This is a genomic window from Amycolatopsis dendrobii, from assembly GCF_014145675.1.
Classification (GTDB): Bacteria; Actinomycetota; Actinomycetes; order Mycobacteriales; family Pseudonocardiaceae; genus Amycolatopsis; species Amycolatopsis dendrobii.
This window is the reverse complement of sequence record NZ_JACGZW010000004.1, coordinates 423,989-438,372: the sequence shown is the minus strand read 5'-3', so window position 1 is coordinate 438,372 and position 14,384 is coordinate 423,989. Positions and strand designations below refer to the sequence as shown.

General features: G+C 68.8%; 14 protein-coding genes. 7 read left to right on the top strand and 7 right to left on the bottom strand.

All coding sequences use genetic code 11. The features are described 5' to 3' along the window. Position 1 precedes the first annotated feature (1 nt). Positions 2-2,980 carry an AfsR/SARP family transcriptional regulator gene (locus H4281_RS13825; protein WP_182891280.1) on the top strand — a complete coding sequence of 993 codons (2,979 nt, stop codon included), beginning with the start codon at positions 2-4 and terminating at the stop codon, positions 2,978-2,980. Positions 2,981-3,289: 309 nt separating this feature from the next. On the opposite strand, the gene H4281_RS13820 is transcribed toward H4281_RS13825, so the two are convergent. The 5 genes from H4281_RS13820 to H4281_RS13800 are packed head-to-tail and all read right to left on the bottom strand — an operon-like array spanning position 3,290 to position 6,364. Then, on the bottom strand, positions 3,290-3,487 hold the full coding sequence (locus H4281_RS13820; protein WP_182891279.1) for a ferredoxin: 198 nt from the start codon (positions 3,485-3,487) through the stop codon (positions 3,290-3,292). Next, positions 3,484-4,590 (bottom strand): NADH-ubiquinone oxidoreductase-F iron-sulfur binding region domain-containing protein, encoded by a 1,107-nt coding sequence (locus tag H4281_RS13815; RefSeq protein WP_182891278.1) that lies wholly within the window; start codon positions 4,588-4,590, stop codon positions 3,484-3,486. The genes H4281_RS13820 and H4281_RS13815 overlap by 4 nt, the downstream gene beginning before the upstream one ends. Positions 4,591-4,593: 3 nt before the next feature. Beyond that, positions 4,594-5,157, bottom strand: a complete 564-nt coding sequence (locus tag H4281_RS13810) for a ferric reductase-like transmembrane domain-containing protein (protein WP_182891277.1) — start codon at positions 5,155-5,157, stop codon at positions 4,594-4,596. Further along, on the bottom strand, positions 5,154-6,080 hold the full coding sequence (locus H4281_RS13805) for an FAD:protein FMN transferase (RefSeq protein ID WP_182891276.1): 927 nt from the start codon (positions 6,078-6,080) through the stop codon (positions 5,154-5,156). The genes H4281_RS13810 and H4281_RS13805 overlap by 4 nt, the downstream gene beginning before the upstream one ends. Continuing rightward, positions 6,077-6,364 carry a hypothetical protein gene (locus tag H4281_RS13800; protein WP_182891275.1) on the bottom strand — a complete coding sequence of 96 codons (288 nt, stop codon included), beginning with the start codon at positions 6,362-6,364 and terminating at the stop codon, positions 6,077-6,079. Before H4281_RS13800 ends, H4281_RS13805 begins: the two co-directional genes overlap by 4 nt. 104 nt (positions 6,365-6,468) lie before the next feature. Between H4281_RS13800 and H4281_RS13795 the strand changes: the two genes are divergently transcribed. The 3 genes from H4281_RS13795 to H4281_RS13785 all read left to right on the top strand — a co-directional run bounded on the left by H4281_RS13795 (position 6,469) and on the right by H4281_RS13785 (position 11,221). Beyond that, positions 6,469-7,560, top strand: coding sequence for a glycosyltransferase (locus H4281_RS13795; protein ID WP_182891274.1), 1,092 nt, complete (start codon positions 6,469-6,471; stop codon positions 7,558-7,560). Between the two features lie 491 nt (positions 7,561-8,051). After that, positions 8,052-9,500, top strand: coding sequence for an argininosuccinate synthase (gene argG, locus H4281_RS13790; RefSeq protein ID WP_182891273.1), 1,449 nt, complete (start codon positions 8,052-8,054; stop codon positions 9,498-9,500). A 119-nt stretch (positions 9,501-9,619) separates the two neighbouring features. After that, positions 9,620-11,221: a DUF885 domain-containing protein gene (locus H4281_RS13785; RefSeq protein ID WP_182891272.1), complete on the top strand. Its 1,602-nt coding sequence runs from the start codon at positions 9,620-9,622 to the stop codon at positions 11,219-11,221. Here H4281_RS13785 and H4281_RS13780 read toward each other — a convergent pair. Beyond that, entirely contained in the window at positions 11,218-11,640 is a 423-nt protein-coding gene (locus H4281_RS13780) for a Fur family transcriptional regulator (protein WP_182891271.1), read from the bottom strand. The two genes, H4281_RS13785 and H4281_RS13780, sit on opposite strands and share 4 nt — an antisense overlap. Positions 11,641-11,757: 117 nt before the next feature. Between H4281_RS13780 and H4281_RS13775 the strand changes: the two genes are divergently transcribed. Continuing rightward, positions 11,758-12,162 carry a Fur family transcriptional regulator gene (locus tag H4281_RS13775; protein ID WP_051172835.1) on the top strand — a complete coding sequence of 135 codons (405 nt, stop codon included), beginning with the start codon at positions 11,758-11,760 and terminating at the stop codon, positions 12,160-12,162. A gap of 3 nt (positions 12,163-12,165) precedes the next feature. Here H4281_RS13775 and H4281_RS13770 read toward each other — a convergent pair whose 3' ends face one another. Further along, the gene (locus tag H4281_RS13770; protein ID WP_182891270.1) at positions 12,166-13,005 is read right to left on the bottom strand and encodes an NAD(P)H-binding protein; all 840 of its coding nucleotides are present in this window, start codon (positions 13,003-13,005) and stop codon (positions 12,166-12,168) included. Positions 13,006-13,087: 82 nt separating this feature from the next. Between H4281_RS13770 and H4281_RS13765 the strand changes: the two genes are divergently transcribed. Next, on the top strand, positions 13,088-13,444 hold the full coding sequence (locus tag H4281_RS13765; protein WP_182891269.1) for a winged helix-turn-helix transcriptional regulator: 357 nt from the start codon (positions 13,088-13,090) through the stop codon (positions 13,442-13,444). Positions 13,445-13,516: 72 nt separating this feature from the next. Beyond that, on the top strand, positions 13,517-14,383 hold the full coding sequence (locus H4281_RS13760; RefSeq protein ID WP_182891268.1) for an alpha/beta fold hydrolase: 867 nt from the start codon (positions 13,517-13,519) through the stop codon (positions 14,381-14,383). The last annotated feature ends 1 nt before the right edge of the window (position 14,384 follow it).

Genomic DNA, 14,384 nt, shown 5'->3' with positions numbered 1-14,384 from the left:
AATGGACTTCGCCTACGGAATTCTCGGGCAGCCTGCGGTGCGGATGCACGGGAAGATGAATGAGCAGTGGGGTCAGCGGCAAACCCGGAATATTCTCGGAATCCTGCTCACACGGCCGGGCCGGCGCTTTTCCCAGGACGCCCTCATCTCCTGGCTCTGGGACGACGACCTGCCGGGAAACCCGCAAGAAGCCCTGTACAAGGCGGTGCACCGGCTGCGTCCCGCCCTCGCCGACGCGGACGTTCCCGCCACCGTCGCACGGTCCGGCGACGGCTACTCGGTCGACCTCGACGAGGGTCTCGTGGACGTCGCCGCCTTTCGGAAAACAATGCGCAAAGCACACGAGGCGGCGCGCGACGATGATCATGAAGCAGCGTATGAATCAGCCTCCTCCGCGCTTTCCTTATGGCGCGATGAACCGCTGCCGGAGCTCCGCACCGAACGCGCGAACAATTGGCGCGAGGACAAAATAAAGTCCATGTTGCTTCCCGCGCGAGAATTCCTGACGAGCCAATTGCTGGTACTCGGCCGTCCCGACGAGGCCGCGGGATGGATGCAGGAACTGTCCCCCGAACACGCCGGCCGGCTGGCGTTCGTCAAGCTCCAGATCCGGATCTACTACGCGCTCGGGCAGTCCGAGCAGGCCCAGGCCCACTACCTCGACGCGCACCGCCGATTCCACGAAGCCGCAGACGACACCGCCAAGGTCTTGTTGCGCGCCTTCCACGACGAACTCCGGGACCGCCACGAAAACCCGCCCGCTCCGGCTGCCGCCCCGGTGCGCCGGGCCGCGCCGCCGTCGCATCCGCTCCCCCGCGACCTCCGCGGATTCATCAGCCGCACCCGCGCACTGGACACCCTCGACCAGTGGCTCCGGCCAGGCTCGCCGACCCGCTCACCCGCCGTCGTGCTCAGCGGCCCGCCCGGAATCGGCAAGACGAGCCTCGCGGTGCACTGGGCGCACCGCTGCGCGGACTGGTTCCCAGGCGGATCGATCTACCTCGACCTGCACGGCTTCGGCCCGGCACCGCGGCTCGAACCGTCCGACATCGTCGACCGGCTGCTGCAGGAACTCAGCTACCCAGTCGACCACGTGGTGGACGCGACAGCGCGCGCCGCGGTCCTGCGCCAGCAGCTGACCGACCGCTCCGTGCTGGTCATCCTCGACGACGCGGAGAACTCCGACCACGTCGACCAGTTGCTGAACGTGCTGTCCGAATGCGCGGTGATCGTCACCTCGCGCCGCCGCCTCAGCGCACTGGTCCGAAGGCACGAACTCGCCGAACTCAGCCTCGACCGCCTCAACGACCGCGACTCGCTGGAACTGTTCGTCCGACGCCTGCGCGGCCGAGGAGACCGGGAACCCGACGCGGCCCGCCGAATCGCCCACCTCTGCGACGGCTTGCCGCTGGCACTCACCTTGATCGCCGAGAGCGCCGCGCGCCGTCCGGGGCTGAGTCTCAGCACGATGCTCGACCAGTTGCGCGATCCGGAGATGCTGCTGAGCATCGGCGACGATGGCGACGACCAAAGCCTGCGCGCCGTGTTCTCCTCGTCGTACCGGATGCTCGAGCCTCCGAGCCAGGCCGTTTTCCGGCTCTTCGGGCACCATCCCGGCGCGGAAATCCACGTGGACACCCTGCTGTCCGCGGCCGGACGCCCCGCCTCGGAAACCCGGCGGGCGCTCGAAACCTTGGTCGCACTGCACTTGATCGACCAGCCCGGTGATACGGACCGCTACCGAATTGTCTCCATTTTCCATCGGTACGCCCAGACGCTGAGCGATCAAGACCACGACTCGCGGCCGTTGCGGCGCTTGCTGTCGCATTACTACAGCACCGCGTACCGCGCGCACCGGAAGGCGCACCCACACCGCGACCGCCCGCCGCAGCCCGACCCGGAACCTGGCATCCGCCCCACGGGGTTCACGACGCCGGACGCCGCAACGCAGTGGTTTTTGCGCGAGCGCACCAATATCGTCGCACTCACCGCACTGGCTCTGGAGCGCCATCATTTCGAAATAGCGTGCATGCTTCCCCATCTCATTGCCGATACCCTTGACAAGTATGGTTTTTACGACGAAATGAGCACCGGGTTCGCTATCGCGGCACGGGCCGCGCGGGCAAACCAGGATCCGCACGCGGAAGCGTCGACCCTGAACGATCTCGGCGAACTCAACCTCACGCTCAGCAACCACAAAACGGCCGAGCAAGCACTGACCCGAGCACTGGAACTCGCCACGGCCGAGGGGTCGCCCATCGGAGTGTTGACAATCAACATCAACTTCGCGCAGTTGTACCGGCACACCGGGCGTCCGGCCGAAGCGATCGCCCTCTTCCGCCGCTGCATCACGCACGCGCAACGCAACCGCGACCTGGTCCGCGAGGCGAAGGCAGAGCAGTATCTCGGCGAGACCCTCGCCGACCTCGACCAGTACGAAAAGGCGCTGCCGCACTACCACCGCGCACTCCACCTGCGAGCGCTCGCCGGCGACACCGCCGGACAGGCCACGACCTACACAACGCTCGCGGAACTCCATCTCCGAGAGGAAGAATTCGCGGTGGTGCACCGGCATTGCCTGCTGGCACAAGCCCAGATCGCCGGTGATCTCACCGCCACGATGCGACTGCGCACCGTGGAGGCCCGGCTCGCCGCGGCCGAACGAGACGACCGTGCCGCGCTGCGGTTGTCACAGGAAGCGGTCGAACTGGCCGAACGCGCCCACAACGCGACCGGTCAGGCCCGGGCCCTGGAAGCATTCGCCGAAATCCTTTACTCACGCGGGAATCATGAAGACGCTGTCGACGCGTGGCGGCGCGCCGCGGCCTTCTACCGAGGTCGCGGCAAGGACGCCAAAGCGGACCGCGTCGAAGAACGGCTTGCCGCGGCCCGGAATCCCCATGCGATTCCGCAGGCCAGGGACGGAGAACGCACTGTCGCCATGCCTGCGCCGCGGCGGTCCACCATCACGAATGGGTGAATCACTTCCAGCTACTAGATGAAGCCCCGATCCTGCGAGAGGATTCGCTCCGCTGGGTTGTCATCAAGTGCAGACACCACCCTCAGTAGAGTCGCTGACTCCGGGTTTCGTGCGGCACGATAGCTTGGCGCTGCAAGATCCATGTTGCTGGCCGGGAGCCCGTCCAGTCTCGCTTTTAGGAGTCATTGTTGATGCACTTCGCCTCGTCCTACGCCGAATATGCCCCGTGGATCGCAGCCTCCGCGGCAGCGATTTCGGCGTGGTGGCGTTGCTGATTCACAGCTGAATCCGGCGTTGGCGTTGCGCTTATTACGATTTCCGTAACCGCAACGCCAGCGCCGGGCAAGCCGCAGCAGCTCGCCGCGCCTCGGCCAGCAGCGATTCGGTCACCGGGCCCCCGTGTACTACCGGGTAACCCCATTCGTCCACAGTGATCAGCTCCGGCAGCACGTCCGCGCACAAACCGTGCGCACGGCAGGCGATCGGGTCCACCGTCAGGCGGCTCATGCCGCACCTGCCGTGATCCGGCACGAGCCAACCGTCAGGTGCGCGCGGACATCGGCGGCGAAGACTCGTAGTGCGCTCGCGGCCAGGCGGACGGCTCCGTCCGGGTGTGCGCACGCGCCGCGTCCACTGAGGAGCGGGAGGCGGTGCGCAAGGCGGCCGGTCGCGTCCCGTCCGGACAGCAGGTCGGCGAAATCCGCGGCGATGGCCGGGAGTCCGAACATGCACGGTCCACATTGGCGGGCCGATTCTCCCGCCAGGGCAAAGAGAATATTCCGAGTCAGCTCGAGGCCGCAGTTCGGTTCCGGGAGCAGGTGGAGCGAAGACAAGCCCGGCTCGCGACCGAGGGGCAACGGGTCGGCCAAGGCGCGAGGCATCCAGGTACCGCCATAGCCGCCGATCAGGACTGCTCGCGCGGTAACGGATCCGCCGGCGCGGGCGAGGATCGCGGAGATCGGAGTGTCGGCTGGCACTTCCAGCACCCCGGGGCGGGCGACGGCTCCGGTGACGGTGACCAGGTCAGTGTGGACAGAGCGGTCCGCGCCGGTTCGGGCGACGATCGCGAAGCGGGCCAAGGTTTCGACATTGTGGACCAGCGTCGGGCGTCCGCGCAGGCCGCGTTCGGTCGGGCGGGGGAATTTGCCGGTCGGACGAGCATCGCCGGTGGCCAGGAAATGCACTAGCGCGGTTTCTTCGCTGGCGACGTATCGCGGCGGGACTGCAACGACCTTCACCGGCACGGCGTCGCGCCGCTCGGCTAGAGCGGCCATTACGCTTCGGTTTCCCTCGTGCAGGCAGAGGTAAGCCTCGGTAGCGCCGACGGCACGAGCGGCAACCTGGATACCGTCCAGCACGAGGTGTGGCGCGAGTTCCAGGAGGGCGCGATCTTTGCTGCTGAATGGATCGCTTTCGCAGCCATTCGCGACCACAATGGATCGTCCCGGTGAGACAGAGCGCAGTTTCGCCGCAGCGGGGAAGCCAGCGCCGCCTCGGCCGCGGATACCGGCGGCGTCGATTGCGTGGATCAAGGCGTCGCGATCCAGAACGGGAAGTCTGCCGTGGACGGACAGGTGAGCGGCAAGGTTGTTACGGTGCAAGGGAAGCACGAGTCACCTCTGAAGGGGAGAGAGGCGGCGGGCCTCGGTGTCGGGGCTGGTACTGCCGAACCGCACGCTCGCGGCAGCCAAAACAGCGACCAGGCAAACGATGTCGAGCGCGATGAGCAACGGGCGTGCGCTGTCGGAAGCGACCAGGCCGACGCTGTGCGCGAGCGCGACCGGCCAGCACAGGTAGGCGAGCCAGTGCACGGCGCGCCACAACCGCGGCGGGATGCGAGTCCGCAGCAGGCTCGTCACGACGATGGCGAGCAGCAGATCCACTGCTACCGCACCGATGCCGATCCAGAACGGTTCGTAGCTTGAGACGAACGGGACGACGACGGAGAGCCAATTGAGGTCCACATAGCCGTCGACGACCGCGAAACCGATGTGGGCGCCCAAAAAGACGAGGCTGGCCAGGGCGAGGTTCCGGTGCAGATCGGCGAGGGCGAAGCGGGGCCAGCGCCGGGTCGCGAATCGGCCGGAGTTGAGGAAACCGAGTGCCACCACGGCCGTCGAGAACACCAGCGAGACGATTCCGGTGGCGCGGCTGAAGTACCAGAGCGCGGAACTCATGACGCACGCTCCCGGCGATCCTCCGGCCAACCGGCAGTAGTCCGGACAGCGCCGCGCGAACTCGCCAATCGCGCGGGCAATCCCCGCGACCTCAGCCAGTCCAACGCGGCAACGCCCAATACGACCGACGCCGTGCTCGCCGTGTTGGCGTCCACACAGGACTCAGCTGCTACCGATACCGTCCGCCAGCACGGATCCGCCGATTCGCCGGTGCGCGGGTCGACGATGTGGTGCACCACGCGACCACCGCGTCGCCAGGTTCGCCGAGCGACGCCGGAGGTCGCCAAACCGCCGCTGGTGAGCGTGATCGTCGTGTCCGGGTGGGCGACCGAATCGGTGTGGTCGTCACCGATCGCTACCTTCCAGCCGCCTGCCGGGGCGGGACCCGCCACCGCGAGATCGCCGCCGAGGTTCACTAGCACGCCGCAGCCGGTGCGGTGGGCGATTTCGGCGGCGGTCCGGTCCGCGGCGAACGCTTTCGCGGTCGCGCCCAAGTCCAGCAGCACGCCGCGCGGCAGCACGACGATTCGGCGGGCCGGTTCGAACAGCACCCAATGCGAACCCGGCGCGGGGACTGGCGTCGCAGCGGGGCCGTCGGCGATCTCGGCGAAATCGCGGTCGTAGCCGAGTGCTGCCATCGACCCGCCGACCGTCGGATCGACCAAACCGCCGCTCAGCCACGAAGCCCGCAAAGCGGCCGACAGCGCGTCGGCGAGCAGGGGGCTCACCTCAACCTCCCGGCCCGCGGCGCGGTGGAGGGCCGAAATTTCCGAATCCGTCCGGAAACGGCTGCATGCCCGATCGAGTTCGGCGAGCCGCGTCCGCAACAGTTCGGTCGCCGGGCCGAGCGCGGCCTCCTCGGTGACGAGCACCCGTGCGGTCGTGCCGAGCGCCGGAAACGCCGCCGAGTACGGCCCGGTCACGACGCGCCCGATCCGGTGTGGGCGTGCCCGGAGCCCGATCCGGGATCCTGCGCGGGCACCTGCAACTGGTCCTGGCCAGAGGTGCTCGATCCAGTCCCGCTGTCGGTCGAGGCGGTGCCGTTGCCGGTCGACGTCGTGCCGCCGGTCGAGCCGGCCGCGGTCAGTCCGTATCCGATGCCGCCTGCCGCCGCGACTCCGAGCACTGCCGCGACCGCCGTGACGACCGCGGTCCGGTGCCGGACGCGCGTCCGTTCCTCTTGCCTTCTCCTGATGTCCGGGTCCATGCCAGGTGTCCTCTCCGGTGGTGGGAACACCCAGTCTCAGCCGCGAATCTATGAGTCCGCTGGGAGCGACCTGTCAGTTTGCTGCCAGTCACTACACTCCGCGCATGAGCACGGTCCTCGCGTGGGCGACGCTGGCGGTGTGGGCCGGGCTCGCGTTGTGCCACAGCTGGTTCTGGCGCACCGACCAGCGGCTGCCCGAACTGGTCCGGCCGGAGCGCTGGCCGTCCGTCGCCATCGTGGTACCAGCCCGCGACGAGGCCGGACTGCTTCCGGAAACCCTGCCCACCCTGCTGCGCCAGAGCTATCCGGGCGACGCGCGAGTCATCTTCGTGGACGACGGAAGCAGCGACGGCACCGCGGAAGTCGCCCGCTCGCTGACCGTCCCCAATGGACTCCCGCTCACCGTCACGAGCCCCGGCGAACCACCGGACGGCTGGACCGGGAAACTCTGGGCCGTCGCACACGGCGTCCGCGAAGCCGGAGACGTCGACTTCCTGCTCCTGACCGACGCTGACATCGCACACGCCCCCGATTCGCTGGAAGCTCTCGTCGCGACCAGCGGCAGGGACTTGGTGTCGCAAATGGCCGTTCTGCGCACCGAGACGTTCTGGGAACGGCTGATCGTGCCCGCTTTCGTCTATTTCTTCGCGATGCTCTACCCCTTCCGCCGCGTGAACTCCGCGCGCTGGCGCACCGCCGCCGCGGCCGGCGGTTGCGTCCTCGTCCGCCGCACAGCGCTCGAACGCGCCGGCGGAATCGCCGCGATCCGCGGCGCGGTCATCGACGACGTCGCGCTCGCCCGCGCAGTCGCGCGGGCGTCTCCACAGGGAGGCCGGATATGGCTGGGCTACGCGTCGAAGGTCTGGAGTGTCCGGCCGTACCCGCGGCTCGCGGACCTGTGGCAGATGGTCGCCCGCAGCGCCTACACCCAGCTCCGGCATTCGCCGCTGCTGCTGGCCGGGACTGTTGTCGGGATGATCGTCGTTTTCCTCGCCCCGCCGGTGCTCGCCCTGACCGGCTCGTGGCAGGCCGCCGTCGCCTGGCTGCTGATGGCCGCGACGTTCGTCCCGGTCGCCCGGTATTACCGGCAACCCCTGGCCGCGGGGCTGATGCTGCCGTTCACCGCGGCGCTCTACACCTTGATGACGATCGACTCCGCTCGGCGCCGGACGGGGTGGAAGGGCCGCACGTACTGAGCAGCTGGCTGACCGAAAATGTGGCATCCTCTCGATATGACGTCGACCCGAAGGGGCAATGCCTCGTAGGAAGCCCGGCGCGATACGCGCCGCCCAACCCGAAGCCCGCGATCTGTGGGCCGAATGCGTTTCCCCGGCACTCGACCGGTATCAGCGCTTCCTGCGCCAGCCTGGCCGCTGGCTGTATGTTCCGTGGACCGACTGTCCGTGCTGCGATCCGGTCGAAGCCCGCGACGAGCTGGAGCTCGCCCTGCGAGCCCTCCCTTTCCGCGCACGGGCGGAGCTGCGTCGAGTCCTCGCTCCCCTCGACGCCGAGTTCAGGCGAAGAACCCTGCCCGACCCGGCAGCGAGTTCCCGCAGCCTCTGGCATGCCGCTGCGTGGTGGCGGCAGCGGCTGCAAGAGCGGTGAAAGAGCCATCGCAGAACCCGGGAGAGCGAGTTCACACCACCCAGTGATGCACGTTCATACACAGTCGTGCATAATCATTCCTATGTCCAAGGTGCTCACTTCCCTTCCCGTCGGCGAGCGGGTCGGCATCGCGTTCTCCGGCGGCCTCGACACGTCCGTGGCGGTGGCGTGGATGCGCGACAAGGGTGCGGTTCCGTGCACCTACACCGCCGACATCGGCCAGTACGACGAACCCGACATCGCCTCCGTCCCCGGCCGCGCGCACGCCTACGGGGCGGAGCTCGCGCGGCTGGTCGACTGCAAGGAAGCCCTCGTCGAAGAGGGGCTCGCCGCGCTGACCTGCGGGGCCTTCCACATCCGCACCGGCGGCCGGGCCTACTTCAACACCACCCCGCTCGGCCGCGCGGTCACCGGCACCCTGCTGGTGCGCGCGATGCTGGAGGACAACGTCCAGATCTGGGGCGACGGCTCCACCTACAAGGGCAACGACATCGAGCGGTTCTACCGCTACGGCCTGCTGGCCAACCCGGGCCTGCGGATCTACAAGCCGTGGCTCGACGCGGCGTTCGTCGGCGAGCTCGGCGGCCGCAAGGAGATGTCGGAGTGGCTGCAGGCGCACGACCTGCCCTACCGCGACAGCACCGAGAAGGCCTACTCCACCGACGCCAACATCTGGGGCGCCACGCACGAGGCGAAGTCGCTGGAGCACCTCGACACCGGCATCGAGATCGTCGAGCCGATCATGGGCGTGCGGTTCTGGGACCCGGAAGTCGAGATCGCGACCGAGGACGTCACGATCGGCTTCGAGCAGGGCCGTCCGGTGAGCATCAACGGCAAGGAGTTCGGCACCTCGGTCGAGCTGGTGCTGGAGGCCAACGCGATCGGCGGGCGGCACGGGCTCGGCATGTCCGACCAGATCGAGAACCGGATCATCGAGGCCAAGAGCCGCGGCATCTACGAGGCCCCGGGCATGGCGCTGCTGCACGCGGCTTACGAGCGGCTGGTCAACGCGGTGCACAACGAGGACACCATCGCCAGCTACCACAACGAGGGCCGCAGGCTCGGCAGGCTGATGTACGAGGGCCGCTGGCTGGACCCGCAGGCGATGATGCTGCGCGAATCGCTGCAGCGCTGGGTCGGCACCGCGATCACCGGCGAGGTCACGCTGCGGCTGCGGCGCGGCGAGGACTACTCGATCCTCGACACGTCCGGCCCGGCGTTCAGCTACCACCCGGACAAGCTGTCGATGGAGCGCACCGAGGACTCCGCGTTCGGCCCGGTCGACCGGATCGGCCAGCTGACCATGCGGAACCTCGACATCGCCGACTCGCGCGCCAAGCTGGAGCAGTACGCGAGCCTCGGCATGGTCGGCGGCAACTCGCACCCGAAGCTGATCGGCGCCGCGCAGGCGGCCTCGACCGGCCTGATCGGCGCGATGCCGGAAGGCGGCGCGGAGACGATCGCGTCCCGCGGCCGGGCCGACGACGTCGAACTGCTCGACCGCGCCGCGATGGAATCCGGCACGGACTGAGGCTTTTCTCCCGCGGATGCCCGCGCCGGCTCACCGGCGCGGGCATTCTCTCTATACCAGCGACTGAACCCCGCTAACGTCTCTATATTCAGGCGGCGGCTCCCGGCTAACGTGGCGGCGTGACCCCGATTTTTCAGCTGTCCGCCGACCACGTCACGGCTGAGGCAGCGCTCGACCCGATCGCCGCGACCCTGGACGGCGTGACCACCGACGCGACCGCGCTCACCGACCTCACCCCGGACGGTTTCGCGGCGCGCGCCGACCTGGCCCGGCGCACGCTCGCCGCTCTCGCGAAGCTGACCCCCGAGTCCCGCGCGGACCGGATCGCGTCCGCGCATCTGCGGAACAGCCTCGAGGCCGAACTGGCCTGGCACGAGCTCGACGAGCCGTTCCGCCAGGTACAGGCACATTTCGGCACGCTGAGCTCGATCGCCGATTCGGTCCGGCTGCTGCCGCGCCGCGACGCGGACGACTGGCACGTCCTCGCGGTCCGGATGACCGGCGTCGAAACGATGCTCGCGGGCTGGCAGAAGACGCTGCAGGCCGGTCTCGACCGCGGCCTGCGCGCGGCCCGCCGGCAGGCGCTGGAGACCGCGGCGCAGGCCGAGCGCTACGCCGGTGTCCACAATGCACTCGTCGAGGAGTACGGCGACGGACCGCAGGCCGACGAACTGCGCGCCGGTGCGGACGCCGCCCATCGCGGTTACGCGGCGCTCGCCCGGTTCCTGCGCGAGGAATACGCCCCGCACGCCACCGAAACCGATGGCGTCGGCGCGGAACGCTACGCCGTCGCGGCCCGGCTTTCCCTCGGCGCGGATCTCGATCTCGCCGAGGCTTACGAATGGGGCTGGGCGGAACTTCAGCGCATCGAAACGGAAATCGCCGCCGAGGTCGCGAAAATCCAGCCCGGCGCGAGCGTAGCGGAAGTCCTCGCACTGCTGGACAAAGAGTGCGCGGTCAACGGCGAAGAGTCCTATTTGGACTGGCTGCGCGCCGCTCACGACCGTTCGCTGGAAGCGGCGAGCGAGCACTTCGACATCCCGGAACCGTTGCGCGCCTTGGACGTCGTGCTCGCGTACGGCTCGGCGTCAGGTTCGCCGTACTACACCGGGCCCGCCGAAGACGGCACTCGTCCCGGCCGCACGTGGTGGCCGCTGGGCGGACGGGAGCGCTTCGCGACCTGGTCCGAGCTGACCACGGTGTTCCACGAAGGCGTTCCCGGACACCATCTGCAGATCGGCGTCGCGGGGCTGGCCGGCGACTCGGTGAGCCGGTACGCACGCGTCCATTCAGTGAGCGGGCACGCGGAAGGCTGGGCGCTGTACGCCGAACGCCTCGCCGACGAACTGGGCTGGTTCTCCGAACGCGGCACGCGGCTCGGCATGCTCGCCGGTTCGGCGCTGCGGGCCGCGCGCGTCGTGATCGACCTCGGCTCGCACCTCGACCTGCCGCTGCCGGACGGTTCCCGCTGGGACTTCGACGCCGCGCGCCGGTTCCTGCATGAGCGCGGATTGGCCGCGGAACACCGGGTGCACGCCGAAATCGTGCGCTATCTCGGCTGGCCGAGCCAAGCGATCTCGTACAAGATCGGCGAACGCGCGTGGCTTCAGGCGCGTGCCGAAGCCGCCGCAAAACCCGGATTCACGTTGCGCCAGTGGCACGCGGACGCGCTCGCCGTCGGCCCGGTCGGGCTCGCGGCACTGGAGGACGCGCTGCGTTAAGCCTTGGCCTCGCACTCGGCGCACATCCCCCACCACGTGACCTCCGCCTGGTCCACCCGGAAACCGGGCACCGGACCGGGGTCGAGGCACGGCGCGGCTCCGATCGCGCACGGCACGTCCTGGATCCGGCCGCAGCCGCGGCAGACCAGGTGGTGGTGGTTGTCGTGGGTTTCGAGTTCGAACCGCGCGGGCGAGCCCGCCGGTTCGAGCGGGCGCAGCAGCCGGGCGCCGACGAGGTCGTCGAGCACGTTGTAAAGGCCCTGCCTGGACAACGCGCCGACGGCCCCGTCGGCGTCGAGCACTGTCGCGATCTCCGCGGCCGTGACGTGCGGGGTCCGCGCGACCGCGGCCAGCACCGCACGCCGCTGCGGCGTGTTGCGCAGGCCCTTGTCGCGCAGGCGTGTCCCGAACTCGTCCATGGCCGGATCGTACCCCCAGACTTGACCGAATCAATTCTGGCGTGCAGTGGCTCACAGTCCCAGAGTTGACCCGTTCTTACAATTGACTGGATCAACTTTAGGGACTACAAAGGAGGCGTGCTCACGACCTCCGCACCCATCCCGTCCAGCGCCGACGCCGGAACCCGGCTCCGGCGCGCCGGCCTGCGCGTGACGACCGCCCGGCAGGTCGTGCTGGAAGTACTGGCCGAAAACCCGCACGTCACCGTCGCGGAACTGCTGCCGCTGGTCCGCGAACGGCTGTCGATGGCGTCCACGAGGGGCGTCCACGACGTGCTGACCACCGGCGTCACCGCCGGTCTCGTCCACCGCTTCGACCACGTCGGCGTCGCGCAACGCTACGAGCTTTCCGGTTTCGACCACCGTCACCTGCTGTGCCGCCAATGCGGCAGGCTGGAGGCGATCCCCGGCGCGCCAACGGAATCCGCCGAGGAAGCGGTGTCCGGCCTGTGCTCGCGCTGCGATCCGGCTTCGGCTGAGTAGGTCTCAGCGGAACGCGGCGACATTGCGGGCCGCCCAGTCGGCGAACGACCGCGGCGCGCGGCCGAGAACCCGCTCGACGTCCGGGCTGACGCGCAGTTCGGCCGGGGTCGGCGAACTGAGGATGTCCAAGGTGTCGTCGGCGAGTTCGCCCGGCATGCTCTGGACCATCCCCGCCTTGGCCTCGGCGCGGGTCAGCTCCTGGAACCGCACCGGCTTGCCCAGCGCGGCGGCCAGCGCCTCCGTTTGCCGGCGCGGAGTGATCACCTCCGGCCCGGTCAGCTCGTACACGCCGCCGACGTGCCGGTCGTCCCGCAGGCAAGCCGCGGCGACCTCGCCGATGTCCGCCGGATCGACGATCGGCACCCCGGTGTCGCCGAACGGCGCGGCGACCATGCCCTGTGCACGAACGGATTCCGCCCACCACAGCGCGTTGGAGTCGAACCCGCCCGGCCGCAGGATGACCCAGTCCAGGCCAGACTCGCGCAGTACGTCTTCGAGTTCGCGCATGGCGATCCGCGTCGTGCCGAACGGCCTGGTCGCCACGCCCAGGGTGGAGAGCAGGACGACCCGGCGGACCCCAGCGTCCACGGCCTTCGCGATGAGGTCGGCGGGGTTCGCGCCGACCGCGTGCAGATCGCCGGACAGCAGCAGGAACAACGCTTTCGCCCCGGTCAGCGCGGGTTCGAGACTCGGCGGATCCGCCAGGTCGGCCACCACGTGCCGGACCCCGTCCGGCACCTCGCCGACCCGTCGCGACACCGCCGTCACCTGCTCGCCCGCGTCGACGAGCGCCCGCACCAACGGCCTGCCGATGTTTCCGGTCGCCCCGGTCACCACGATCATGAACAGCTCCTTTCGCAGACGGCCGACGCTAGGGCGATTCGCTTACTCCTGGTAAGGACGTACCTTTCGGTAAGCTCGGTACGTGACAGGAAGCGCGCAGTTCACCCCGGCCGGCTCGCCACCGCGTTATGAGGTGTTTCACACCGACTGCCCCGCTCGCGCCGTGATCGACCACGTGACCAGCCGGTGGGGCATCTGGATCCTCATCTCGTTGCGGGACAAGGAACTCCGGTTCTTCGAACTGCGCGAAAGCATCCGGGGCATCAGCGAGAAGATGCTCGCCCAGTCCCTGCGCGCACTGGTCGAGGACGGCCTCGTCTGGCGGCAGGTCGAGCCGACCACGCCGCCCCAGGTCACCTACGGCTTGACCGAGTTCGGCCAAGACCTCGGCGAACCGCTGGACGACCTGTTCGACCGGATCACCCGCCGCTTGAGCTAACCGCCCTGGTCAGGCCGTCCATTACCGCAGAGGTAATTTACATACAGACTGCATGTATGTATCTTTGCCGGCATGAGCGCATACGAACAACTGGGCACCGCCCGGCACGTCAACCTCCCCCAAGGCGAACTCCGGTACTTCGAACGCGGACGCGGACGCCCGGTCGTTTTCGTGCACGGCGTACTCACCAACGCCCTGCTGTGGCGCAAGGTCGTCCCGACCGTCGCGGGCGCCGGATTCCGTTGCCTGGCCCCAGATCTTCCGCTGGGCGCGCACCCGGTCCCGATGCGCTCGGACGCTGACCTCAGCGCCGCCGGCCTCGCCACGCTCCTCGGCGACTTCCTCACCGCGCTGGACCTGGAAGACGTCATCCTGGTCGCCAACGACACCGGCGGCGCCATCACGCAGTTGCTGCTCGCGCGGTATCCGGAGCGGGTCGGACGGGTCGTGCTGACGCCGTCGGACAGCTTCGAGTACTTCTTCCCGCCGATCTTCCAGCCGCTGCCGGCCATCGCCCGAGTTCCGGGTTCGATGGCGGTGCTCGGCCAGTTGCTGCGGATCAAGGCGCTGTACCGGCTGCCGCTGCTCTTCGGCTGGGTCACGAAGCGCCCGCTGCCGCCGGACGTCGCCGAGGAGTACCTGGGCAAGCTGCGGAAATCCCCTGGTCTGCGAAGGGATTTGCGCAAGTTCCTGCGCACCGTCGACTCGAACCACACCCTCGCCGCGGCGGAGAAACTGAGGCAGTTCAAGCGTCCAGTGCTGCTGGTCTGGCCGCCGGAGGAGAAGCTGTTCCCGATCAGCCTCGCGCACCGCCTGGCGGAGGTGCTGCCGGACGCGGAACTCGTCGAGGTCCCGGACTCCTACACCTTCGTCTCGGAGGATCAGCCGGACGCACTGGCCGGGCACATCACGCGCTTCGCCGCCGCCATGGCAGATTAGG